At 63.8% G+C, this 24252-nt stretch carries 17 protein-coding genes and 1 pseudogene; 11 read left to right on the top strand and 7 right to left on the bottom strand.

The window, feature by feature from the left end; all coding sequences use genetic code 11:
* The first annotated feature begins 47 nt into the window (after positions 1 to 47).
* From NKI66_RS12635 to NKI66_RS12625, 3 genes and pseudogenes are all read left to right on the top strand, one after another.
* Positions 48 to 902: a hypothetical protein gene (locus NKI66_RS12635; protein ID WP_023811650.1), complete on the top strand. Its 855-nt coding sequence runs from the start codon at positions 48 to 50 to the stop codon at positions 900 to 902.
* 80 nt (positions 903 to 982) lie between these two features.
* Positions 983 to 1785 (top strand): annotated as a pseudogene (locus tag NKI66_RS12630) (isocitrate lyase/PEP mutase family protein).
* Positions 1786 to 1798: 13 nt separating this feature from the next.
* Positions 1799 to 2797, top strand: coding sequence for a proline racemase family protein (locus NKI66_RS12625; RefSeq protein ID WP_352751775.1), 999 nt, complete (start codon positions 1799 to 1801; stop codon positions 2795 to 2797).
* 9 nt (positions 2798 to 2806) lie between these two features.
* On the opposite strand, the gene NKI66_RS12620 is transcribed toward NKI66_RS12625, so the two are convergent.
* A complete protein-coding gene (locus tag NKI66_RS12620) occupies positions 2807 to 3517 on the bottom strand; it encodes a sulfate transporter family protein (RefSeq protein ID WP_023811647.1) in 711 nt (236 codons plus the stop codon).
* Positions 3518 to 3685: 168 nt separating this feature from the next.
* Positions 3686 to 4618, bottom strand: a complete 933-nt coding sequence (locus tag NKI66_RS12615) for a DMT family transporter (RefSeq protein ID WP_031213409.1) — start codon at positions 4616 to 4618, stop codon at positions 3686 to 3688.
* A gap of 229 nt (positions 4619 to 4847) precedes the next feature.
* Here NKI66_RS12615 and NKI66_RS12610 point away from each other — a divergent pair, with 229 nt between their 5' ends.
* A complete protein-coding gene (locus NKI66_RS12610; protein WP_023811645.1) occupies positions 4848 to 5840 on the top strand; it encodes an adenosine kinase in 993 nt (330 codons plus the stop codon).
* 338 nt (positions 5841 to 6178) lie between these two features.
* Positions 6179 to 6880, top strand: a complete 702-nt coding sequence (locus NKI66_RS12605; protein ID WP_352610819.1) for an antitoxin Xre/MbcA/ParS-like domain-containing protein — start codon at positions 6179 to 6181, stop codon at positions 6878 to 6880.
* A 33-nt stretch (positions 6881 to 6913) separates the two neighbouring features.
* Here NKI66_RS12605 and NKI66_RS12600 read toward each other — a convergent pair whose 3' ends face one another.
* Positions 6914 to 9193 (bottom strand): NADP-dependent malic enzyme, encoded by a 2280-nt coding sequence (locus NKI66_RS12600; RefSeq protein ID WP_023811643.1) that lies wholly within the window; start codon positions 9191 to 9193, stop codon positions 6914 to 6916.
* Positions 9194 to 9406: 213 nt separating this feature from the next.
* Here NKI66_RS12600 and mutS point away from each other — a divergent pair, with 213 nt between their 5' ends.
* On the top strand, positions 9407 to 12130 hold the full coding sequence (mutS, locus tag NKI66_RS12595; RefSeq protein ID WP_023811642.1) for a DNA mismatch repair protein MutS: 2724 nt from the start codon (positions 9407 to 9409) through the stop codon (positions 12128 to 12130).
* A gap of 205 nt (positions 12131 to 12335) precedes the next feature.
* Here mutS and NKI66_RS12590 read toward each other — a convergent pair whose 3' ends face one another.
* The 3 genes from NKI66_RS12590 to NKI66_RS12580 form a co-directional block, all read right to left on the bottom strand.
* Positions 12336 to 13181 carry an aldo/keto reductase gene (locus NKI66_RS12590; RefSeq protein WP_023811640.1) on the bottom strand — a complete coding sequence of 282 codons (846 nt, stop codon included), beginning with the start codon at positions 13179 to 13181 and terminating at the stop codon, positions 12336 to 12338.
* A gap of 84 nt (positions 13182 to 13265) precedes the next feature.
* The gene (gene copM / locus NKI66_RS12585) at positions 13266 to 13658 is read right to left on the bottom strand and encodes a CopM family metallochaperone (RefSeq protein WP_023811639.1); all 393 of its coding nucleotides are present in this window, start codon (positions 13656 to 13658) and stop codon (positions 13266 to 13268) included.
* A 43-nt stretch (positions 13659 to 13701) separates the two neighbouring features.
* Positions 13702 to 16206, bottom strand: coding sequence for a heavy metal translocating P-type ATPase (locus tag NKI66_RS12580; protein WP_352751771.1), 2505 nt, complete (start codon positions 16204 to 16206; stop codon positions 13702 to 13704).
* Positions 16207 to 16392: 186 nt separating this feature from the next.
* On the opposite strand from NKI66_RS12580, the gene NKI66_RS12575 reads away from it, so the two are divergent.
* From NKI66_RS12575 to murJ, 3 genes are all read left to right on the top strand, one after another.
* On the top strand, positions 16393 to 17211 hold the full coding sequence (locus tag NKI66_RS12575; RefSeq protein WP_128302885.1) for a glycosyltransferase family 25 protein: 819 nt from the start codon (positions 16393 to 16395) through the stop codon (positions 17209 to 17211).
* A 78-nt stretch (positions 17212 to 17289) separates the two neighbouring features.
* Positions 17290 to 20091 carry a [protein-PII] uridylyltransferase gene (locus tag NKI66_RS12570; protein WP_127289968.1) on the top strand — a complete coding sequence of 934 codons (2802 nt, stop codon included), beginning with the start codon at positions 17290 to 17292 and terminating at the stop codon, positions 20089 to 20091.
* A 46-nt stretch (positions 20092 to 20137) separates the two neighbouring features.
* Entirely contained in the window at positions 20138 to 21736 is a 1599-nt protein-coding gene (murJ, locus tag NKI66_RS12565; protein WP_352719568.1) for a murein biosynthesis integral membrane protein MurJ, read from the top strand.
* A 61-nt stretch (positions 21737 to 21797) separates the two neighbouring features.
* Here murJ and NKI66_RS12560 read toward each other — a convergent pair whose 3' ends face one another.
* A complete protein-coding gene (locus tag NKI66_RS12560) occupies positions 21798 to 21995 on the bottom strand; it encodes a hypothetical protein (RefSeq protein ID WP_050592693.1) in 198 nt (65 codons plus the stop codon).
* A 546-nt stretch (positions 21996 to 22541) separates the two neighbouring features.
* Between NKI66_RS12560 and trpS the strand changes: the two genes are divergently transcribed.
* Positions 22542 to 23609, top strand: coding sequence for a tryptophan--tRNA ligase (gene trpS / locus NKI66_RS12555; protein ID WP_352751769.1), 1068 nt, complete (start codon positions 22542 to 22544; stop codon positions 23607 to 23609).
* Between the two features lie 93 nt (positions 23610 to 23702).
* On the top strand, positions 23703 to 24194 hold the full coding sequence (locus NKI66_RS12550; protein ID WP_013528063.1) for a universal stress protein: 492 nt from the start codon (positions 23703 to 23705) through the stop codon (positions 24192 to 24194).
* The last annotated feature ends 58 nt before the right edge of the window (positions 24195 to 24252 follow it).

The raw sequence follows: 24252 nt of genomic DNA, 5'->3' as shown, positions 1-24252 counted from the left end.
GCCTCGATCGTCCGTGCTAGCTTGGCCCCGCCAATTCGAGGCCACGCATGAAACCCGCCCTGTTCCGCTTCTTCCTTACCTTGACGCTGCTGCCGTTTTTGTGGACTGCGGCCGGCGCGCAAGCCGTCGGCTTCCCGGAACTCGGCAGTGCTTTGCCCGGCCGCACGGATGCCACCTATCTCGACCTCGCGAGGATGGTCATTCCAGATCTCGCCGCGGACCAGGACGGCTTCTACAGGGGCGGGTTACCGATCGAGATGCGACATATCGAGCGACCGGATGGCGGCGGTTCGCCGCCCGAAACTTCGGGCTTTTCCAATGCCGCGGTGCTTGCGATCAAGGCCGGCGGCAAGGACCGGCTGGCCATGCTGTTCGACCTCGGTGACTCTCCCGACAGCGCCGAAGGCTATGCGGTGCTGGCGCTCTACGACGTCACGGCCAAGCCAAAATTGCTCGACGCCGTCAATGTCGCGCTCGACCGCGGCACCTACTTCCGCGAACCGGGCAAGCTTTCGGTCAGCGCCAACGATGACGTCCTGATCACCATGAGCGCGCATTTCAACTCGAGCCAGAACTATGTGATCACGCCGCTGATCATGGTCCGCGACGACAAATTCGAACTGATCGACATGATCTATACGTTCGACGAAAACCTGTGCGCCTACAGCCGCAAGCAGGATGTAGCTTTTCAGGCCATCGCGGAGGGGAAGTCCTATGCTGCCATCAAAGTGACGGTGACCGATGCCACGGTGCTCAACGGCGAAAGCTGCGACGACACTCCGCCCCGACCAGAGTCCCACGCGATTTCCGTCATCTATCACTGGGACAAGAAGACATCGCACTACATCAAGGATTCCGACACGCTGGACAAATTGGCAGGAGAGAACGCCAAACGCTTCTGAACCAACCGCATTCGTTTGCCCGGCCAAATGGGGCAGGATAAAATCCACTTAGCCACACCGCATATGATGGGGGTACTACCATGGACAAGGGCAAGATCTTCCGCGACCTGCATGCCTCGACCTTCGTCATGCCCAATCCCTGGGATATCGGCACGACGAAGCTGCTCGGCTCGTTCGGCTTCACGGCGCTGGCGACAACCAGCGCCGGCTTTGCCTTTTCGCGCGGCTTGCCGGACGGCGCGGTGACCTTCGACCAGATGATCCACCATTGCCGCGAGGTGTCGGGGGCGACCAGCCTGCCGGTCTCGGCCGACCTCGAGAAAGCAAGGGCGACGGCGCCGAGCAGGCCGCCGAAACCATCTTCGCGGCCGAAGCGGCCGGTCTTGCCGGCTGCTCGATCGAAGACCACACCGGCGACCCCGACAAGCCAATCTATGATTTCGCGCACGCTGTCGAGCGCGTTGCGGCGGCGGTGGAGGCGGCGCGGGCGCTGAAGCGCGATTTCGTCTTCACGGCGCGGGCCGAGAATTTCCTGTGGGGCAAGTCCGACCTCGACGATACCATCAAGCGGCTGCAGGCGTTCGAGAAGGCCGGCGCCGACGTGCTCTATGCGCCAGGCATCGGCGACGTCGAGATGATCCGCACGCTCTGCTCGGCGGTCAGCAAGCCGGTCAATGTCATGGCAAAGCCTGGCTTCACCATCGCCGACCTCGCCATGGCCGGCGTCAAGCGCATCTCGCTCGGGCCGTGGCTGACCAATTTCGCCTATGGCATGCTGGAAACGGCGGCACGCGAGATCCAGCAGGACGGCACCTTCGGCTTCACCCGCGCCGCCATGCCGTTCGGCAAATTGCAGGCCCTCTTCGGCAAATCTTCGGATTAATGGGGCCCGTCGCATGACGCTGACCGTCGTCGATATGCATACCGGCGGCGAGCCGCTCAGGATCGTCACCGGCGGCTATCCGGATATCCCGAAGGGCACCATCCTGGAAAAGCGCGCCTATGTGCGCGACCATCTCGATCGTCTCAGGAAAATCCTGATGTTCGAGCCGCGCGGCCATTACGACATGTATGGCGCCTTGCTGGTCGAGCCGGACCTGCCCGGCGCCGACCTCGCCGTGCTGTTCATGCACAATGAGGGTTACTCGACGATGTGCGGCCACGCCATCGTCGCGCTCGGCCGCTACGCCGTAGATGAGGGATTGGTGGCGAAACAGGAACCAATCACGACAGTCAATATCGAGGCGCCGTGCGGGCTGGTCGTCGCCTCGGTCGAGGTCAGGGACGGCAAGGCCGGTGCGGTGTCGTTCGAAAGCGTGCCGGCCTTCCTGTTCGCCGGCGGGCAGACGATAGAGCTGGCGGGCCATGGCACGATCGGCTTCGACGTCGCCTATGGCGGCGCCTTCTACGCGCTGGCCGATTGTCACCAATTCGGGCTTGAATTCGGCAGAAGCCGGGTGCGCGATTTCGTCGATGCGGCAACCGCGCTGACGGACAGGCTCAAGGCCGAATTGCCGCTGTCGCATCCCGACCATGCCGACCTAGCCTTCCTCTATGGCACCATCCTGACCGATGGCCGCGATGCGTTTTCCAGCGAGGTGACTAAAAACATCTGCGTCTTCGCCGAGGCGGAGGTCGACCGCTCGCCGACCGGCTCCGGCGTCACCGCAAGGCTGGCGGCCATGCATGCCAAGGGCGAGATCGCGATCGGACAGACGCGCACATTCGAAAGCATTGCCGGCTCGCGTTTTTCGGGAGCCGTGGTGCGGACTGCAAAGGCTGGCCCGCACGAGGCGATCATCGCCCGCGTCGGCGGCCGCGCCTATTATAGTGGCAGGACTGAGTTTATCGTCGAAGCGGACGACGAGCTCGGACGCGGATTCCTGTTGCTCTGAAGAAAATGCTCAGTGGCGCGAGGAGCGAGCCACTTCCCGCACCGAGATCGCCTTGTGCAGATGCACCATCATGGCGGCGGCGAACAGCGGCGTCAGCAGGTTGAGCAACGGCACGGCGAGGAAAGCCGCGATGAGCAGCCCGGCGAGAAACACTGTGGCGGCATAGTGCCTGCGCAAGGCCCTGGCCTCTTCTTCCCTACGAAAGCGCATGGCGGCGAATTCGAAGAACTCGCGCCCGAGCAGATAGCCGTTGACGATGAAGAAGGCGGCTATGTTGACGCCCGGCACCAAGAGAAGCAGCAGCGCGACGATGTTGCCAAGAATGACGACGCCGAGGAATCGCGCCGACAGCACCAGCGAGCGCAGCGCCGGCATGGCGCGGCCGGTCGGATCGCCGGGATAGTCGGTGCGCTCGACCACTTCGGCGATATCGTCGAGGAACAGGCCGGCGACAACAGCCGTCACCGGCGCGATGAGCAACGCCATGCCGAAGGCAAGCGCTATTGCCGCGATGATGCCGCCCAGCCACCCGGCCCAGGACGGCATGCCGGGCAACAGCGTCTGCAGCCACGGCAGCGCCAGCCACTCGACGAGGCTGGTCAGGCCGAACCACAAGGCGACAAGCGCCAGCAGCGTCAGACCCAATGTCTTGAGGAACACGGCCCGAAAGGGAGGCGAGAGCAGCTCGAGGGCCGCAGTGCGGGCAGCGTCGAAAATCACCTTGTCACACCCCGGTTAGCGGACGCCGCCTAAAAGGCGGATGCTTCCGAGATAGGCAGCGCAGGCCATGAGCACAAGCGGGCTGGTTCTTTGCTTTGACGCAATTCCCAAGGGAAAGCGCTATCCGCTTTTCCCGGGAAAACCGCTCACACTTTTCCTGGAATTGCTCTACCGCGCAAACGCCGGCTTTCGAATCGGGATGGTCATGGCAGCGACCCCGGCCACGACGAACGCCATGCCCAGCCATGCCGTCGAGCCTAGGCTTTCGCCGAGGAAAAGGGCGCCGATGCCGACGCCGATCGGCACCCGCAGATAGGCCTGCGAGGTGGTGCCGACCGAACCCAGCGTGTGGATGAGGCGGAAATAGATGACGAAGGCCAGCGCCGTCGAAAACACCGACAGGCCGAGCAGGGCCAGGATAGATGCGGTCGAGGGCGCGAGCGTCCATGGCTGGTCGAACACAAGGCTGATGGGCACGAGTATGACGGCGCCGCACAGCATGGAACCGGCGGCAGGCAGCATTGGGTCGAGGCCCTTGAAACCACGGCCGAAAATGGCCGCACCCGCATAGCAGATTGTTGCCGCTACGATGGCCAACTGCGCCCACAACTCGTGACCGAGGCCACCCAGTGCCTGCGTGCCGATGATGAGGCAGATGCCGGCAATGCCGGCGCCGACGCCAATCAGCTTGCGCACCGTGACCGGCTCGTGGCGGGTGATGAGCGCTGTCAAGAGGAAGGTGAAGATCGGCGAGGTGGCATTCAGGATGGTGGCGAGGCCGGCATCGACCGAACGTTCCGCCGCCGCGATGAGGGTGAACGGGATGACGCTGTTGAGGCAGGCCTGGAAGGCGAAGCGGCGCCAGCTTGCCGCATCGCCCGGCATGGCGAGCCCGCGCCAGCGGAGGATGGCGAACAGGATACCACCGGCAATCAGGGTGCGGGCGGCAATGAAGGTGACCGGCGGGATGGTTTCGACGCCGATCTTGATGAAGGTGTAGGAGGCGCCCCAGAGCACCGCCAGCACGACGAGCAGCGCCAGGTCGGTGGTCATGTCGTTCTTTGCAGGCTCGTTCTTTGTCGAGATCTTCTTTGTAGACATGGGGCTGGCTCGCCTTCGAAACGGGATCGGCTGAACCAGGCTTGTAGGCGGTGCGGCGAAGAAATGCTTCGGCCACGGTCGAATTGTCATAGCGCCTCGCGGCTGAGGCGCCTTTTGCCTGTTCCGCCAAAGTTGCGTGTCTCGCCCTAGGCAAACCGGTTTCAAATCGCTAGACCCGCGCCGGGCCGGCGTGGCAAGAAGCCGGCTCGGGTTTTTGGCGGAGATTTTGATGCCGGATTATGACGTGCTTTGCATCGGCAATGCCATTGTCGACATCATCGCCCAGTGCGACGAGGAATTCCTCGAGACCAACGGCATCATCAAGGGCGCGATGAACCTCATCGACACAAAGCGCGCCGAACTGCTCTACAGCCGCATGGGGCCGGCGATCGAAGCCTCCGGCGGTAGCGCAGGCAACACGGCGGCCGGCGTCGCCAGTTTCGGCGGCCGCGCCGCCTTCTTCGGCAAGGTCTCCAACGATGCGCTGGGCGAAATCTATGCCCACGACATCCATGCGCAGGGCGTCGCCTTCGACACCAGGCCGCTCAAGGGCGAGCCGCCGACGGCGCGCTCGATGATCTTCGTCACCCCCGACGGCGAGCGCTCGATGAACACCTATCTCGGCGCCTGCGTCGAGCTTGGACCGGAGGACGTCGAGGCCGACAAGGCCTCCGGCGCCAAGGTCACCTATTTCGAAGGCTATCTGTGGGACCCGCCGCGCGCCAAGGAAGCAATCCGCCAGACGGCGAGGCTGGCGCACGCGGCAGGTCGCGAAGTGTCGATGACGCTGTCGGATTCGTTCTGCGTCGACCGCTACCGCGACGAATTCCTCGACCTGATGCGTTCGGGCACGGTCGACATCGTATTTGCCAACAGCCACGAGATCAAGTCGCTCTACCAGACGTCGTCGTTCGACGAGGCGCTGGCGCAAATCCGCAAGGATTGCAGGATCGCCGCCGTCACCCGCTCGGAAAAAGGCTCGGTGATCGTGCGCGGCGACGAGACCGTGGTCATCAAGGCGACCGCCATCAAGGAACTGGTCGACACGACAGGCGCCGGCGATCTCTATGCCGCCGGCTTCCTGCATGGTTACACGCAAGGCCGCGACCTGCAGACCTGCGGCGACCTTGGCTCACTGGCGGCCGGACTGGTGATCCAGCAGATCGGCCCCAGGCCGCGGCAGAATTTGCGTCGCGAGGCCGAGCAGGCGGGGTTACTGTAACCCTAAAGCCCGGCGCTTGTGCCGTAGGCGGCCGGTCGCGCCGCTGCCCTTCGCAGGCTCAGGGCGTTCGAAGCTCGAAAAGCCAAGCAATTGGCTTTTCGTCCGCTGCGCGGACCGCTTCTCACCGTCGCGCGGCTGTCATACATCGCACCTACACGCAATCTGGGCGTCCCGCGACTGACATTTCGGTGCGCCCTCAGTCAGTTGGGGTGTCAAGAAATGCTGGACAGCATGCTGTCGGGCGGCCGGATTCGTTGCCGCCGCGATTTCCGTTTTCCGCACTAGAAATTCAACAATCGGCCGCAGCTGAGGGGAGCGCGCGGCCAAAAGACAGATGCATGAACAGATTTCAGATCCAGGGCCTCAAACAGGACGACTTCGCGGAGATGGTCGCGGAGGACGTCGAGCGCGCGCTTGCGCACTATGACGAGGCCATCAACAAGCCCACCATGGTCTCGGTCGGCAAGATCGCCGGCAGCATAGCGTCCGCCGTCACCTTGCTGTCACCGAAGCACCAGCGCGCCATCGACGCCATCCATGCCGACCTGCCCGGCCTGGCCTCGAAATTCGTGCGCGCGCTGGCGGCGGAAGCCGCGCGCCGCAGCGAAGCCGGTATAGCCGGCGTAATCAATCCGCCGACGACCCCGTTGGCCGATGTCGAGCCTCCTTCGCTGCCAAAGTCCGACGATCTCGAATCGATGCTGATCGAGGACTGGGCGGGCCGCGTCGCCGGCTCGACCTATCTGGAAGAGAATTTGCGTATCGCCCGCTCGACCCTGCATCGCTGGCAACGGCGGGGCGAGGTCATCGCCTTGCGCAAGGGCGGCCGCAAACATGTCTTCCCGCTGGCGCAGTTCGTCGATGGACGGCCGGTTGCGGGCATTCGCGACGTGCTGTCGCTGATCACCAATCCAAGGCTCGCATGGCTGTGGCTGACGCGGCCCTCGGCGCAGCTCGACGGCCGCATTCCCGTCGACCTGCTTCGGCAGGATCAGGTCGACGAGGTGATCGAAGCCGCGCGCGTATTCGCGCCGGGCTGAACGCCTCGCAGACTCACCGCTAAGGCTCGCCGCTCAAGTCCCCGCCGTATACGCCGCGATCGCCGCCATGTTGACGATGTCCGAGTCCTTGGCGTTGAGCGACACGATCTGAACTGGCTTGTTCAAGCCGACCAGCAGCGGGCCGATGACCGTGGAGCCGCCGAGTTCCTGCAGCATCTTGGTCGAGATCGAGGCCGAGTGGAACGCCGGCATGATCAGCACATTGGCCGGGCCGGTCAACCTTATGAACGGATATTGCGCCATGGCCCGCGCATTGAGCGCCACGTCGGCGGCCATTTCGCCGTCATATTCGAAATCGACGCGGCGCTTGTCGAGGATGCGCACCGCTTCCTGGACGCGCTCGGAGCGCTCGCCCTGCGGATGGCCGAAGGTCGAATAGGCGAGCATGGCGAGCCTCGGCTCATAGCCCATGCGGCGGGCAAAGCCCGCGGCCTCCTCGGCGATGTCGGCGATCTGCTCGGCGTTCGGCATGTCGTGCACGGCGGTGTCGGCGACGAGCACGGTCTTGCCCCGCGCCAGCACGATCGAGACGCCGATGACGCGGTGGCCGGGCTTGGCGTCGATGACGCGGCGGATGTCGTCGAGTGCGGTGGAATAGTTGCGGGTCACACCCGTGACGATGCCGTCGGCGTCGCCCAGCGCCACCATGCAGGCGGCAAAATGGTTGCGGTCGTTGTTGATCAGCCGCTGGCAGTCGCGGAACAGGAAGCCTTTGCGCTGCATGCGCTCGTAGAGATAGTCGGTGTAGATGCCGTTGCGGCGCGACAGGCGGGCGTTGATGATCTCGATGCCTTGCTTGTTGAGGTCGATGCCGGCGTGCTTGGCGTTTTCCTTGATGACGTCGTCGCGTCCGAGCAGGATGGCGGTGCCGAGCCGCTGGTTCACATAGGAGACGGCGGCGCGCATGACCTGCTCCTCCTCGCCCTCGGCGAAGACGATGCGCTTGGGCTGGCGGCGCACGCGGTCGTAGATGCGCTGCAGGGTCGATGCGATCGGGTCGCGGCGGGCCGACAGTTCCTGCGCGTAACGATCGAGATCGAGGATCGGCTTGCGGGCGACGCCGGAATCCATCGCCGCCTTGGCCACCGCAATCGGGATGGCCGAGATCAGGCGCGGGTCGAACGGCACCGGGATGATGTAGTTGGGGCCGAATTTCGGCCGGTTGCCCTGATAGGCGGCGGCGACGTCGTCGGGCACATCCTGGCGTGCCAATGCCGCCAGCGCCTGCGCGGCGGCGATCTTCATGTCGTCATTGATGGTGGTTGCCCTGACATCCAGCGCGCCGCGGAAGATGTAGGGGAAGCCGAGCACGTTGTTGACCTGGTTGGGGTAATCAGAACGCCCTGTGGCCATGATGGCGTCGGTGCGGATTTCGGCGACCTCCTCCGGCGTGATTTCCGGATCGGGATTGGCCATGGCGAAGATGATCGGGTTCTTGGCCATCGACTGCACCATGGCGGTGGTCAGCGCGCCCTTGGCGGAGAGGCCGAGGAAGACGTCGGCGCCGTCGAGCGCCTCGGCGAGGCTGCGCGCCTCGGTCTTGACCGCATGCGCCGACTTCCACTGGTTCATGCCTTCGGTGCGGCCCTGGAACACCACACCCTTGGTGTCGCACAAAGTGATGTTTTCGGGGGCAAAACCCATCGCCTTCATCAGCTCGATACAGGCGATGCCGGCTGCACCGGCGCCGTTGCAGACCATTTTTGTGGTCTTCATGTCGCGGCCGGTGATTTCCAGCGCGTTGATCAGGCCGGCGGCCGAGATGATCGCAGTGCCGTGCTGGTCGTCATGGAAGACCGGGATGTCCATCAATTCGCGCAGGCGCTGCTCGATGATGAAGCATTCCGGCGCCTTGATGTCCTCGAGATTGATGCCGCCGAAAGAGGGCCCGAGGAAACGCACACAGTTGATGAACTCGTCGGCGTCCTCGGTATCGACCTCGAGGTCGATGGAATCGACATCGGCGAAGCGCTTGAACAGCACCGCCTTGCCCTCCATCACCGGCTTGGAGGCCAGCGCGCCGAGATTGCCAAGGCCGAGAATGGCGGTGCCGTTGGAGATGACGGCGACCATATTGCCGCGCGTCGTGTAGTCGAAGGCGCGCGAGGGGTCTTCGGCGATGGCCAGAACAGGAACCGCGACGCCAGGCGAATAGGCGAGGCTGAGGTCGCGTTGCGTCGCCATCGGCTTGGTGGCAACGACCTCCAGCTTGCCGGGGCGACCCATGGCGTGGAATTCGAGCGCTTCCTGCGCACTGACGGACGGACCGTTGTTCTCGGTTTTCCTGGCCATGATGTTCTTGATTTCCTCACCGGTGCAGCACCTCGTTGAAGCGGGTGCTTTGTGTCGGACCGAATTAAGACCACGCGCCGCCGCGTGTAAACCGCCAGCGCGCTGGAATCGCCGTCCGCATCGGCAATTGCGGACAAGCTGCCGTCCCGTCGTCCCCTGTTTTTCGAAGCTCTGGCATTAAACCGCATCATCACATCTGCTAGCGTGCCGCGCATGAACATGCACAGCCCGAACGAGCCAGACGCCCCCGAGGCGATGACGCCGGTGCCGACCGCCCACGCCGGCGCCACGCCGATGATCGAGCAATTCATCGAGATCAAGGCGGCGAACCCCGATTCGCTGCTGTTCTATCGCATGGGCGATTTCTACGAGCTGTTCTTCGACGATGCCGAGAAGGCGAGCCGGGCGTTGGGCATCGTGCTGACCAAACGCGGCAAGTATCAAGGGCTCGACATTCCGATGTGCGGCGTGCCGGTGCATGCCGCCGACGATTATCTGCAAAAGCTGATCGGCCAGGGTTTCCGCGTTGCCGTCTGCGAACAGATCGAGGATCCGGCCGAGGCCAAGAAACGCGGCGGCAAATCGGTGGTGCGCCGCGACGTGGTGCGGCTGGTGACACCGGGCACCATCACCGAGGACAAATTGCTGGCGCCGTCGGAATCGAGTTTCCTGATGGCGCTGGGGCGGGTGAAAGGCGGAGCGGACCACTCCTTTGCGCTGGCCTGGATCGATATCTCGACGGGCGCCTTCCGCGTCACCGACACCACCGCCGACCGGCTTTTGGCCGACATTTTCCGCGTCGATCCGCGCGAGCTGATCGTCGCCGAGCCGGTGTTCCACGATCCGGAGTTGAAACCGGTGTTCGACGTGCTTGGCCGCGTCGCCAGCCCGCAGCCGCCGTCGCTGTTTGATTCGGCCTCGGCCACGGGACGCATCGCCCGCTTCTTCGATGTGGCGACACCGGATAGTTTTGGCGCCTTTTCGCGCGCCGAACTGTCGGCGATCTCCGGCGCCATCGCCTATGTCGAGAAGACGCAGAAGGCGGAGCGCCCGCCGCTATCGCGGCCCGAGCGCGAAGAGCAAGGATCGACCCTGTTCATCGATCCGGCCACGCGCGGCAATCTGGAACTCTTACGCACTCTGTCGGGTAGCCGCGAAGGCTCGCTGTTCAAGGCGATCGACCGCACGGTGACGGGCGGCGGCGCAAGGCTGCTCGCCGACCGGCTGATGGCGCCACTGACCGACCCGGTGGCGATCGGCGGCAGGCTGGACTCGGTTTCGTTCTTCCGTGCCGAAACGCGGCTGTGCCAGGCGGTACGGTCGAGCCTGAAGAGCGTCGCCGACATGCCGCGCGCGCTGTCCAGGCTGGCGCTCAACCGGGGCGGCCCGCGCGACCTTGGCGCGCTGCGCGCCGGTTTCGAGGCTGCCGGCGCGATCGCCGAGATCTTTGCCGCGACCGCCCTGCCCAGGGAATTGACGGCGGCACTCGCTGCCATCCACGCGCTGCCCCAGGCGCTGGCCCAGCACCTGACACAGGCGCTTGGCGACGAACTGCCGCTGCTCAAGCGTGACGGCGGCTTCGTTCGCGGCGGCTATCACCCCGATCTCGACGAGATGCGGGCGCTGCGCGATGAGTCGCGCAAAGTGATCGCCGGGCTGGAGCGCTCGCTGATCGACGAGACCGGCATCCGCTCGCTGAAGATCCGCCACAACAATGTGCTTGGCTACTACATCGAGGTGACCGCCAATCACCACGCGATCATGACCGGCAGCGACGGCGCCAAGGCTCGCTTCATCCACCGCCAGACCATGGCCAACGCCATGCGCTTCACGACGACCGAGCTTGCCGAACTCGAGACCAAGATCGCCAACGCCGCCGACCGGGCGCTCAGCATCGAGCTTGCCGCCTTCGACGCGCTGACGGCGGAAGCGGTCGGCGAAGCGGAGAAGATCCGCGCCGGTGCGGATGCGCTGGCCGTGCTCGATGTCTCGGCGGCACTTGCGCTTCTCTCGGAAAGCGAAGCCTGGTGCCGGCCGGTGGTGGATTCGAGCCTTGCTTTCGACATTTTGGGGGGCCGGCATCCGGTGGTCGAGCAGGCCTTGCGCCGTTCGGGCGAAGGCCCGTTCGTCGCCAATGATTGCGACCTGTCGCCGGAGGGCAGCGCCAAGAATGGCGCGATCTGGCTTCTGACCGGCCCCAACATGGGCGGCAAGTCGACGTTCCTGCGGCAAAACGCGCTGATCGCCATCCTGGCGCAGACCGGCTCGTTCGTGCCAGCGACCTCGGCCCATATCGGCGTCGTCGACCGGCTGTTCTCGCGTGTCGGCGCCTCGGACGATCTGGCGCGCGGCCGCTCGACCTTCATGGTCGAGATGGTCGAGACGGCGGCAATCCTCAACCAGGCCGGCGAGCGCGCCCTGGTGATCCTCGACGAGATCGGCCGCGGCACCGCCACCTTCGACGGCCTGTCGATCGCCTGGGCGGCGGTCGAATATCTGCATGAGAAGAACCGCTGCCGGGCGATCTTCGCTACTCACTTTCACGAAATGACCTCGCTGGCCGGCAAGCTGGCGCGGCTCCACAACGTCACCATGCGGGTCAAGGAATGGGAAAACGACGTCGTCTTCCTGCACGAGGTCGGCAAGGGCGCCGCCGACCGCTCCTACGGTGTGCAGGTGGCGCGGCTGGCCGGGCTGCCGGAAGCGGTGGTCGACCGGGCCAAGGAAGTCCTGCACCAGTTGGAGGAAGGCGAGGTTTCCGGCAAGACCAACCGGCTGGTCGACGACCTGCCGCTGTTTTCGGTGGCGGTGAAGCGGGAAGCGGCGAAGCCGGCCAAGGGCGACGCGTTGGGTGCCGCGCTCGGCGACATCAATCCCGACGAGATGACGCCAAGGGAAGCGCTGGAGGCGCTTTACCGGCTTAAGGGACTGGCGTAGCCAGTAAAGGTCGGCGGGACAGCACCCCCCTCTGCCCTACCGGGCATCTCCCCCGCAAGGGGGGAGATCGGACGTCACCTTGGCTTTCGCCAATCACCATGCAAGGAGAGCGGAGCGCGGAAGCTGCCTATCTCCCCCTTGCGGGGGAGATGGCCGGCAGGCCAGAGGGGGGTGTGACGGAACGCGGCCTTCGCTATCTGCGCGCCTAAATCATCTCCAGCCCGCGTTTGCGCGTCGGTGGCGGAAAGCCACGGTCGAGATCGGCGATGTCCTGCGGCGTAAGCTTGATGTCGAGCGCCGCGACGTTCTGGCGGACATGCTCTTGGCTGCTGGCCTTCGGGATGGCGATGACGCCCTCCTGATGCATCACCCAGGCCAGGGCGATCTGTGCCGCCGTGGCCTTGTGGCGGGCGGCAATGGCTTCCAGCCTGGCATTGCGCGCCAGCGCGCCCTGCTCGACCGGCGAATAAGCCATTAGCGGAATGCCGCGCTGCCGGCTCCACGGCGCCAGGTCGAATTCGAGGCCGCGCCGGACCAGATTGTAGAGCACCTGGTTGGTCTGGACATTGCCGCCATCCGACAAGCCGATCAGCTCTTCCATCTCGTCGGTGTCGAAATTGCTGACGCCCCAGTGACGGATCTTGCCCGCCTTTTTCAGGGCCTCGAAGGCCGCGACCGTTTCCGCCAGCGGCACGCTGCCCGGCCAATGCAGCAGATAGAGATCGATGCGGTCAGTGCGCAGGCGCTTCAGGCTGTTTTCGCAGGCGCGCTGCACGCCCGCGCGCGAAGCGTTCGATGGCAGAACTTTCGAGACCAGGAAGGTCTCGTCACGGCGCCCGGCAATAGCCTCTGCCACCACCTCCTCGGCGCCGCCGCTGGCATACATTTCGGCAGTGTCGATCAGTGTGATGCCGAGGTCGAGGCCGAGCTTGAGGGCATTCACCTCATCGGCACGGCGACTGATATCCTCGCCCATCTTCCATGTGCCCTGGCCAAGCACCTGAACGGCTTCGCCTGAGGGCAGTTTGGTGGTTCTGATGGTCGGCGGCATGGCGGGCTCCATTTGGGCCGATCGCATCACAGGCTGGACGAGAAATCCAGAGGCGTTCTCGCCGAGCTGGCGATGGCTGAAGACTTACTTCACCGGATGGGCGGCGAGCCAGGCCTGCATCTGCTTGATCTCGGCTTCCTGCGCGGCGATGACGCCTTCGGCCAGCTTGCGGATTTCCGGATCCTTGCCGTTGGCAAGCTCGACCTTGGCCATGTCGATGGCACCCTGATGGTGCGGGATCATGCCCTTGACGAAATCGACATCGGCATTGCCGGTATATTCAGATGCCATCATGTCGGCATGCATCTTGTCCATCGCTGCCTTGTAGCCCTCGGTCGAGGGGCTGGTCGCATCCGTCGCCATGGCGCCCATGTCGTGTTTCATCTCCTCACTTTGCGCCGGAACACTTTCGAGGAAGACGGCAACCAGCATTCCGGCCGCCATCAGCAGCAGCACGAGTTTTTTGGCCAAGGTCATTCATGGTCTCCTGTTGAGTGGGTTTCGTATTTGGGGGCTTTGGTCAGAGTTTCAATGTTCTCAGCCGCAATGCGTTTGCGATCACCGACACCGAAGACAGGCTCATCGCCGCCGCCGCCAGCATCGGCGACAGAAGCGTGCCGGTGAGCGGATAGAGCACGCCGGCGGCGACCGGCACGCCAAGCACATTGTAGAGGAAGGCGAAGAACAGGTTCTGGCGGATGTTGCGGATCGTCGCCTGCGCCAGCGTGCGGGCGCGCACGATACCGTTGAGGTCGCCCTTGACCAGAGTGATACCGGCGCTTTCGACGGCGACATCGGCGCCGGTGCCCATGGCGATGCCGACATCGGCAGCGGCAAGGGCCGGTGCGTCGTTGACGCCGTCGCCGGCCATGGCAACGCCGGCGCCTTTTGCGCGCAGTTCCTCGACAAGGGCTGCCTTCTGTTCCGGCAGCAGGCCGGCGCGGACCTCGTCGATGCCGAGGCTTCTGGCGATCGCGTTGGCCGTGCGTTCATTGTCGCCGGTTGCCATGATGATCCGCAAGCCGCTTTCATGCAGCGCCTTGATCGCCTCGGCCGTCGTTGCCTTGATAAGGTCGGCGACGGCGACGATGCCGGCCAGTTTTTTGTCGACAGCGACGAACATCGCCGTCTTGCCTTCGAGTTGCAACGCCTCGGCCTTGGCCGAGATGGATGCGATGTCGACGCCAAGGTCGGCCATCATCGCGGCATTGCCGAGCGCGACCGTCTTTCCCGAGACCGAACCGGACACGCCCTTGCCGGTGACCGCCTCGAAGGCGCTGGCCTCGGCAACTGTCACGCCGCGCGTAGCGGCGCCGTCGACGATGGCTTCAGCCAGCGGATGCTCCGACCCCTTCTCCAGACCGGCGGCAAGCGCCAGCAATTCCTCCTCGGAAAAACCGTTTGCCGCAACGACATCGGTCAGCTTCGGCCGGCCTTCGGTCAGCGTCCCCGTCTTGTCGACGATCAGCGTGTCGACGGAAGCAAAGCGTTCGAGTGCTGCGGCCTCCTTGATCAGCACACCGGCATGCGCTCCGCGCCCGGTGGCGGTCATGATCGACATCGGCGTGGCAAGGCCGAGCGCACAGGGGCAAGCGATAATCAGCACCGACACCGCCGAGACGATGGCAAAGATCAGGCTGGGCTCGGGTCCAAACACGGCCCAGGCGGTGAAAGCGACAATCGCGACAAGGACGACGGCCGGGACAAAGTAGAAAGAAACGCGATCGGCCAACCCTTGAATCGGGGCGCGCGAGCGCTGCGCCTTGGCGACGAGCTCGACGATGCGCGCCAGCGTCGTCTCGGCGCCAACCTTCTCAGCGCGCATGATCAGCGCACCATTCTTGTTGAGCGTGCCGCCGGTCAGCGCATCGCCCTCGACCTTCTCGACCGGCAACGGCTCGCCCGTGATCATCGATTCGTCGATCGAGGACCGCCCTTCCAGCACCGTGCCATCGACCGGCACGGCGTCACCGGGGCGTATGCGCAGGCGATCGCCGGCCTTGACGGCGTCGAGGGGCACGTCGTTTTCGGAACCATCGGCGGCAATCAGCCGCGCGGTCTTCGGCGCCAGATCGAGCAAGGCGCGGATCGCCGAACCGGTCTTTTCACGGGCGCGCAGCTCCAGCACCTGACCAAGGAAGACCAGCGCAACGATGACGGCGGCAGCCTCGAAATAGACGGGCACCGCACCGCCATGGCCGCGGAACTGATGCGGGAAAATGTCCGGAAACAGCGTGGCGACGACGCTGTAGAGATAGGCAGCGCCAACGCCGAGCGAGATCAGCGTCCACATGTTGGGGCTGCGGTTGACCAGCGAGTCCCAGCCGCGGTGGAAGAAGGGAAAGGCGGCCCAAAGCACCACCGGACTTGCCAGGACCAGTTCGATCCAGACCTTTGTCCGGTCCTCGACCAGGCCTTCAAACATCAAGCCGATCATGGGCGCCATTGCGATGATCAGAAGGGGGACCGAAAGGACAGCGCTCACCCAAAACCGCCTGGTGAAATCGACCAGCTCGGGATTTGGCCCTTCATCGCCCGTCGGCACGCCCATCGGCTCCAGCGCCATGCCACAGATCGGGCAGGATCCTGGCTTGTCGCGGATGATTTCGGGATGCATCGGGCAGGTGTATTGCGTGCCTTTGGGCATCGGCTGCGGTGCCGGCCTGTCGCCGAGATATTTTTGCGGCTCCGCCTCGAATTTCGCCTGGCAGGCGGCCGAGCAGAAGTAAAAGCCCTGGCCTTCGTGGCGGGCAAAGTGCCTGGCTGTCGCGCGATCGACGCTCATACCGCAGACCGGATCGGTGGCCGTCAGGAATTTTTCCGGCTCGGCGACGAATTTCGTGCGGCAGCCCTGGCTGCAGAAATGATAGGGATGGCCATCATGCTCGGTCGTCGGCTTGCCGGCGACCGGATCGACAGTCATGCCGCAGACCGGATCGCGGACGACGCTCTTCGTGGTGGGCACGGCGCCTTTTGTCGAGCAGCAGCTACTATGCGCGTGATGATCGTGATCGGAATGCGTCATTCGAAAATGCCTTGATTTATCGGCGTGTGACGTGGAGATAGGGCTTCCAGTAACTGGAAGGTCAAGGGCTGTTTCGACTTTTCTTCTCCGGTCCACGGCGCGTCCATCCTCCCCCAGAAAAGTCTCACGCGGCAACACCACGCCTGCTAGAGAGCGAGCGTCCCGGGGGTGAGATTTTCTTTGGCAATGAAGCGTCTGGTCATCAATCTCGATCGGTCTCCCGATCGCCTTGCCCGTGTGACGGCGGAGTTTGCCCGCATCGGCGTCCCGTTCGAACGCGTTCAGGCCATCGACGCACGGGATCGGCCGGACCTGGACCAGCTGCCGCAAAATGTCGGATATCGGAACAGGCTGCCATTGACTGACGGCGAGATCGCCTGCCTGCTCAGTCACCGGGCCTGCTGGGCCGCCATAGCGCAAGGCGACGCTCGCTACGGGGCAATCTTCGAGGACGACATCGTCTTTGCCGCGAAAGCCGGCGCATTGCTTCGCGACAGCAACTGGATTCCAGCCGATGCCGAAGTCGTCAAGCTCGAAAGCTATTTTTGCAAGACCGTGATCCGACGCAAGCGCATTGACATCGGTCACGGCTTTTCCACATCCAAACTCGACGCTGGACATATAGGAACCGCCGGCTACATCATCTCCAGGCAAACCGCGCTCGACCTGATCAAGGCCACCGAGGAGATCGGCATCGCTGTCGACGACCTTGTCTTCAACCCCGAGTTTTCGGTTTTGCGAGGCGAGACAATCTATCAGCTTGTTCCTGCGCTCTGCGCGCAAGATCAGTTCCTTGGCGACAGGGCGCTCCAATTGCCAAGCCTGCTCAGGGAAAAGCGGGATATCCAGTGCGCCGCCGGGACCGGGAAACGCAGAAAGACAGCCATAGCGAAGGTCAAAGCCGAGGCTCGGCGGATAGGCAAGCGCATTGTCGATTTCTGTCGACTGAAGCGGAGAATGGTTATTCCATTTACTTATCCGAGCCAAAGCTCAACCGGGTCTTGAACCGGCTTTCAACGCCCCATACCCAGCGCCACGAAAACGCGCTATAGACGCCGCCGAACGGCAAGGCCGACTGGATATATGGCAAGAATCTCCCTGAAGCTCGACGAATTGATCGACGGCGAAGCCTTGCGCCGCGAGATGACCGCGCTGACCGCGGCCACGGCGGATGATGGCTCAGGGCAGGCCGCGCGCAATGGCGTGCTCCAACTGCTCAAGGGACGACTGGCGGAAGGGCGCGCCATTGCCGAACGAATGCTGATGGACGATGGCGGCGGCAGCGCCTGCGCGGCGCGGCTGTCGCATCTCATGGACGAGATCATCCGGGCGCTTTACGATTTCGCCGTCACCCATGTCTACCGGGTCAAGAACCCGTCCTCGGCGGAGCGCATGGCCGTCGTCGCTGTCGGCGGCTACGGCCGTGGAACGCTGGCGCCCGGATCCGACATCGACCTTCTGTTCCTGCTGCCCTACAAGCAGACGCCGTGGGGCGAACAGACAGTCGAATACATGCTCTACATGCTGTGGGACCTGGGGCTGAAGGTCGGCCACGCCACCCGTAACATCGACGAATGCCTGCGCCTGTCGCGCACCGATGTCACCATTCGCACCTCGATCCTCGAAGCACGTTTCCTGTGGGGCGAGGAAAAGCTCTATGATGAACTGATGCTGCGGTTCGATCATGAGGTGGTGCGCACGACCGGCCCCGAATATGTCCAGGCCAAGCTTGCCGAACGCGATGACCGCCATGCCAAGGCCGGCGAAAGCCGCTATCTGGTCGAGCCCAACGTCAAGGACGGCAAGGGCGGCCTGCGCGACCTGCAGACGCTGTTCTGGATCGGCAAATATTTCTATCGGGTGCGTACCGGCGAGGAACTGGTCGACAAGGGCGTCTTCACCGAGGGCGAATACCGCGAGTTCCAGAAGGCGGAGGATTTCCTGTGGGCGGTACGCTGCCACATGCATTTCCTCACCGGCAAGGCCGAAGAGCGGTTGCATTTCGACATCCAGCGCGAGATCGCCGAACGGCTCGGCTACACCACACACCCCGGCCTGTCGGCGGTCGAGCGCTTCATGAAGCACTACTTCCTCGTTGCCAAGGACGTCGGCGACCTGACCCGCATCTTCTGCGCGGCGCTCGAGGAGGAGCAGGCCAAGCACGTTCCTGGCTTCAACCGCATCTTCCTGACTTTCTCCAGGCGCAAACGCAAGCTGGCCGGCACCTCCGATTTCATTGTCGACAACCACCGCATCAACATCGCCGACGACCAGGTGTTCGAGCGCGATCCGGTCAATCTGCTCAGGCTGTTCTGGTTCGCCGACAAGCACGGTCTGGAATTCCACCCTGACGCGCTCAAGCTGCTGACCCGTTCGCTCGGCCTGGTCAACAAGTCGCTGCGGCGCGACGAGGAGGCCAACCGGCTGTTCCTCGACATATTGACCTCGGATCGCAATGCCGAACTCAATCTGCGTCGCATGAACGAAGCCGGACTGCTCGGCAGGCTGATCCCGGATTTCGGCAAGATCGTCGCCATGATGCAGTTCTCGATGTACCACCACTATACGGTGGACGAGCACCTGATCCGCTGCATCGGCGTGCTGGCCGAGATCGAGCGCGGCGACGGCGAAAAGGTCCACCCCCTCTCGCACACGCTGATGCCGGGCCTGAAGAAGAGCCGCGAGGCGCTCTATGTCGCCGTATTGCTGCACGACATTGCCAAGGGCAGGCCGGAGGACCATTCCGAGGCGGGGGCCAGGATCGCCCGTCGCATCTGCCCGCATATGGGGCTGTCGCCTGCCGATACCGAAACCGTGGCCTGGCTGGTCGAGAACCACCTCGTGATGTCGATGACGGCGCAGACCCGCGACCTCAACGACCGCAAGACCATCGAGGATTTTGCCGCGATCGTGCAGTCGGTCGAGCGGCTGAAGCTGCTTTTGATCCTCACCGTCTGCGACATCAGGGGCGTCGGACCCGGTGTCTGGAACGGCTGGAAGGGCCAGCTGCTGCGCACGCTCTACTACGAGACCGAATTGCTGCTGACCGGCGGGTTTTCGGAAGTGTCGCGCGCGCAGCGCACGGCGGCGGCGCGCGAGCGCCTGGCCGAGGCGCTTGCCGACTGGCCGGACAAGGCCCGCAAGCGCTATGTCGGCCAACACTACGAGAATTACCTTTTGACCGTCGATCTCGCAGACCAGTTGCGCCATGCCGAGTTCATCCGCGAAGCGGACGTGTCAGGCAACAAGCTTGCCACCATGGTCAAGACCCACCAGTTCGAGGCGGTGACCGAAATCACCGTGCTGGCGCAGGACCACCCCCGCCTGCTCTCGGTCATCGCCGGGGCTTGCGCCGGAGCCGGCGGCAACATTGTCGACGCGCAGATCTTCACGACGTCGGATGGCCGCGCGCTCGACACGATCCTGATCAGCAGAGAATTCGATCGCGACGAGGACGAGCGCCGGCGTGCCGAGCGTGTCGGCCGGCTGATCGAGGACGTGCTGTCGGGCAAGAGCTGGCTGCCGGAAATGATCGAGAAGCGCACCAAGCCGCGGCGCGGCTCCAAGGTGTTCAAGATCCCACCGCGTGCCGAAATCCGCAACACGCTGTCAAACCGTTTTTCGGTCATCGAGGTCGAGGGCCTCGACCGGCCGGGACTGCTGTCGGAGATCACCGGAACGCTTTCCGACCTGTCGCTCGACATCGCATCGGCCCACATCACCACCTTCGGCGAAAAGGTCATCGACACCTTCTATGTCACCGATCTCACTGGCCAGAAGATAGATAGCCCGGCCCGCATCGCCACCATCCGCAATCGGCTGATGGCAACGCTCGAAGGCATCGTGCCCGAACGCGGCGGCAAGCCCAGGGCGGCGGCCGAGTGACAACGACCATCACTTTGTCCCAATTGCGCAGGCAGTTCCCAAAAGCATGAGCCTCGTCAAGAAATTCGCAACGGTCGCTTCCGGCACGCTGATGAGCCGCGCGCTCGGTTTCGGCCGCGAGATGCTGATGGCTGCTGCACTCGGAACCGGACCGGTTGCCGATGCCTTCAACGCCGCTTTCCAGTTTCCCAACACCTTTCGCCGGCTGTTTGCCGAGGGGGCCTTCAACGCCGCCTTCGTGCCGCTATTCGCCAAGGAGATCGAGACCCACGGTACCGACGGCGCCAAGCGCTTTTCCGAGGAAGTGTTCGGCGTGCTGTTCACGGCGCTGCTGGCGCTGACGATCATCATGGAACTGTCGATGCCGCTGATCGTGCGCTATCTGGTGGCGCCGGGTTTTGCCGGCACGCCGGGGAAGTTCGACACCACGGTGACGCTGGCGACGATCATGTTTCCCTATCTGATCTGCATGTCGCTGGGTGCCATGATGGCGGGCATGCTGAATTCGCTGCGCCGCTATTTCGCCGCCGCGGTGGCACCGGTGTTCCTCAACATCATCCTGATCGGCGTGCTCGCCTATGCCTGGTACAAGGGCTCGGATGCCCTCACAGTCGGCTACGGGCTGTCCTGGGGCGTGCTTGCCGCCGGACTGGTGCAGTTGGCGATCGTCTGGGTGGCGGTGCGCCATGCCGGCATCTCGATCGGCTTTCGCCGTCCCAAAATGACGCCCGCGGTCAAGCGGCTGCTGATCCTGGCGCTGCCGGCGGCCATCACCGGCGGCATCACCCAGATCAACCAGCTGATCGGTACGGCGATCGCCTCGGCGCAGAACAGCGCGGTGTCCTCGCTCGCCTATGCCGACCGCATCTACCAGTTGCCGCTCGGCGTGGTCGGTGTTGCGGTGGCGATCGTGCTGTTGCCCGAACTGTCGCGGGCGCTGAAGTCGGGCAATCTGATCGAGGCGGCCAATCTGCAGAACCGCTCGGTCGAGTTCACGCTGTTCCTGACCTTGCCGGCAGCCGCGGCACTCTGGGTGATGTCTGAGCCGATCGTGCGGCTGGTCTATGAGCGCGGCGCGTTCGCCGCCAACGGATCGACGCCGACGGTGGCGGCGATCCTGGCCATCTTCGGCCTCGGCCTGCCGGCCTTCGTGCTGATCAAGGCGTTCACCCCAGGCTATTTCGCCCGTGAGGATACGCGCACGCCGATGATCTTTGCCGCCATCTCGGTGGCGGTGAACGTCACCACGGCGCTGACGCTGTTTCCACGGATGGGGGCGCCCGGCATTGCGGTGGCCTCGGCCGTCGCCGGCTGGGTCAACGCGGTGATGCTGCTCGGCGTCTTGATCCGGCGCGGCCATTGGGGCCGCGACGTACCGCTGATGAAGCGCATTCCACGTCTGGTGCTGTCCGCCGTGGTGATGGGCGCTGCGCTCTATTTTGCCGAACACTGGTTCGCCATCAGGCTTGGGCCGGGCTCGCCGCTGGTGGTCAAGGCGGCGACGCTGCTGTCGCTGGTTGCCGGTGGGGCGCTGCTTTATTTCATCACCGCGTTTGCCACCGGCGGCGCCGATTTCGGGATGATCCGGCGCAATGTCGGACGGAAAGGATCGCCGCCGACTAGGGAACAGTCTCCAGATCCGTGAGCCGGAATTTATTGCAATGTCCCACCCCTCATTGCGACGATAGCGGCTGCTTCGACAAACATTAGTCTTCTCCAGACAATTCGTCATAGACGGAGGGTGGCAAGGTGTTGCGCGCCTGCCCCCTCAGTTCAATTCCGAGTTCGGCCCGAAGCCGTGCCGCGGTCTCCAGCGGCGTCTCGCGGCTGCGCCTGCGCTGCAGTGCCTCTTGCATACCGACCACGCCGGCGGGGCGCTTCTGACCTTCAGATCCGGTGGGCATTCAAGGCGTCTCCTCCAAGGTCGCTATGTAATGCACCCGGCTGCCGCTCGCGTACATGATGAAGTGCTTGTTGCCAAAGCGGTCGTTTTTGACAGTGAGCGACGTAGTGAACCGCGGAGCGTTTCGTGGTAATGGGGTCGTGGCGACGAGTGGCAGATGGCTCGCGGCTAGCCGCGATAGAAGCACGACTAATTGCCCTTCGGCCAGCGACTTCTCTGGGATGGAATCCTCCCATTGATCGGGCGCCCCGTGGCGTACAATCTTCCAAACTCGCGCCAAGTCTCCGGCCCCTGCTTTCCGCGAAGCATATGGGTGCTTTCGCATATTTCAAACTTCAAACCGAGACACTCCCGGTTTCTTGTCCCTGTTCCTTATAGTCTGCTCCAAGGCCCAATGGCCTCTTGATCCTCTCACCGCTCTCGTCCATAAGCGCGCCGTCGCAAGACTTTCGCCGCGCGCGGTTTCCAGCCGCGTGATTGGCTCCGAAAAGTCTGCAACTTTTCGGAATCACGCTTATACGGCCCTCCACAAGCCATGAGGACAATCATGACCGCCTTCAAGCCACTCGTCTTTTCCGGTGTCCAGCCGACCGGCAATCTGCACCTCGGCAACTATCTCGGCGCCATCAAGAAATTCGTCGCCCTGCAGGACACCTCCGATTGCATCTATTGCGTCGTCGACCTGCATTCGCTGACAGCCCAACTCGTTTATGAAGACCTAGCCGATCAGACGCGGTCGATCACCGCTGCGTTCCTGGCCTCGGGCATCGACCCGAAGAAGCACATCGTCTTCAATCAGTCGCGGGTCATGCAGCACGCCGAGCTTGCCTGGATCTTCAATTGCGTGGCGCGCATCGGCTGGATGAACCGTATGACGCAGTTCAAGGACAAGGCCGGCAAGGACCGCGAGAACGCGTCGCTCGGCCTGCTAGCCTATCCTTCGCTGATGGCTGCCGACATCCTGCTCTACCGTGCCACCCACGTGCCGGTGGGCGAGGACCAAAAGCAGCATCTGGAACTCACACGCGACATCGCGCAGAAATTCAACAACGACTTCTCCGACCGCATCGCGGCCCTTGGCATCGGCGTCGAGATGCAGGTCGGCGAAGAGACCGTGAACGGCTATTTCCCGCTGACCGAGCCGGTCATCGGTGGGCCGGCGGCGCGCATCATGTCGCTGCGCGACGGCTCCAAGAAAATGTCCAAATCCGACCCGTCGGATCTGTCGCGCATCAACCTGACCGACGATGCCGACGAGATCTCGAAGAAGATCCGCAAGGCCAAAACCGACCCGGAAGCGTTGCCGAGCGAGCCGGACGGCCTGGCCGGCCGACCCGAGGCGGAGAACCTGGTCGGCATCTATGCGGGTCTCGCCGAGATGTCGAAGGCGGATGTACTCAAGGAATTCGCCGGCCAGCAGTTTTCCGTGTTCAAGCCGGCCTTGGCCGATCTTGCAGTGGAAAAACTGGCGCCGATCGCCAGCGAGATGCGCCGCATTTCGGATGACCGCGCCTATGTCGACGCGGTGCTCAAGGATGGCGGCGAGCGCGCCGGCTTGCTGGCCGAAGCGACGATGAAGACGGTGCGCGACATTATCGGCCTGCTGCAGGGCTGATCGCGACATCGGGTGCACTGGCACAAGGCCGGCGGCTTGCCGCCGGTCCCCCGCAGTGGCAGATTGCGGCCGCACGACACCGAGTAGATAGACATGGTCTCCAAACGCCTCAGCCGCGAAGCCGGCCATCGCAGGAAATTCCTGACGATCATCGACGACACGCCGGAATGCGAGCGCGCCGTCGCCTATGCCTCGAAACGGGCGCAGAGCACCAGCGGCACGCTGGTCCTGCTCTATGTCATCGTGCCGGACGATTTCCAGCATTGGCTGGGTGTCGAGAAGATCATGCGCGAGGAAGCCAACGCCACGGCGCGCGCCGCACTCGACAGCTATGCCAACAAGGTGCGCCAGAAGCTCGGCATCGAGCCCGAGATGGTGGTGCGCGAAGGCAAGCCGACGGAAGAGATCCACAAATTGATCGAGGAAGACCAGGACATCGCCATCCTGGTGCTGGCCGCCGGTGCGGGCAAGGAAGGCCCTGGGCCGCTTGTCGGCGCCGTGGCCGGCAAGGGGGCCGCCTTCCCGATCCCAGTGACTGTGGTGCCGCAGAACCTGTCGGACGAGGAAATAGACAGCCTGGCCTGAGATTTTGCTCTTCAGGTGATGCCGGTCCGATTTTGGGCGCGAAAAAACATTCCGCCAG

It is taken from the genome of Mesorhizobium sp. M0518 (assembly GCF_040321125.1).
Lineage (GTDB): Bacteria > Pseudomonadota > Alphaproteobacteria > Rhizobiales > Rhizobiaceae > Mesorhizobium.
Note: the sequence above shows the minus strand (reverse complement) of the source record. Positions and strands in the feature narration are given on the sequence as shown.

Coding starts and splice junctions, on each gene's coding strand:
- copM (WP_023811639.1), bottom strand. CDS start 13,658: ATGACCTTGGCCAAAAAACTCGTGCTGCTGCTGATGGCGGCCGGAATG.
- NKI66_RS12580 (WP_352751771.1), bottom strand. CDS start 16,206: ATGACGCATTCCGATCACGATCATCACGCGCATAGTAGCTGCTGCTCG.
- NKI66_RS12605 (WP_352610819.1), top strand. CDS start 6,179: ATGAACAGATTTCAGATCCAGGGCCTCAAACAGGACGACTTCGCGGAG.
- NKI66_RS12570 (WP_127289968.1), top strand. CDS start 17,290: ATGGCAAGAATCTCCCTGAAGCTCGACGAATTGATCGACGGCGAAGCC.
- NKI66_RS12635 (WP_023811650.1), top strand. CDS start 48: ATGAAACCCGCCCTGTTCCGCTTCTTCCTTACCTTGACGCTGCTGCCG.
- NKI66_RS12560 (WP_050592693.1), bottom strand. CDS start 21,995: ATGCCCACCGGATCTGAAGGTCAGAAGCGCCCCGCCGGCGTGGTCGGT.
- NKI66_RS12575 (WP_128302885.1), top strand. CDS start 16,393: ATGAAGCGTCTGGTCATCAATCTCGATCGGTCTCCCGATCGCCTTGCC.
- mutS (WP_023811642.1), top strand. CDS start 9,407: ATGAACATGCACAGCCCGAACGAGCCAGACGCCCCCGAGGCGATGACG.
- NKI66_RS12590 (WP_023811640.1), bottom strand. CDS start 13,181: ATGCCGCCGACCATCAGAACCACCAAACTGCCCTCAGGCGAAGCCGTT.
- NKI66_RS12600 (WP_023811643.1), bottom strand. CDS start 9,193: ATGGCCAGGAAAACCGAGAACAACGGTCCGTCCGTCAGTGCGCAGGAA.
- trpS (WP_352751769.1), top strand. CDS start 22,542: ATGACCGCCTTCAAGCCACTCGTCTTTTCCGGTGTCCAGCCGACCGGC.
- NKI66_RS12550 (WP_013528063.1), top strand. CDS start 23,703: ATGGTCTCCAAACGCCTCAGCCGCGAAGCCGGCCATCGCAGGAAATTC.
- murJ (WP_352719568.1), top strand. CDS start 20,138: ATGAGCCTCGTCAAGAAATTCGCAACGGTCGCTTCCGGCACGCTGATG.
- NKI66_RS12615 (WP_031213409.1), bottom strand. CDS start 4,618: ATGTCTACAAAGAAGATCTCGACAAAGAACGAGCCTGCAAAGAACGAC.
- NKI66_RS12610 (WP_023811645.1), top strand. CDS start 4,848: ATGCCGGATTATGACGTGCTTTGCATCGGCAATGCCATTGTCGACATC.
- NKI66_RS12625 (WP_352751775.1), top strand. CDS start 1,799: ATGACGCTGACCGTCGTCGATATGCATACCGGCGGCGAGCCGCTCAGG.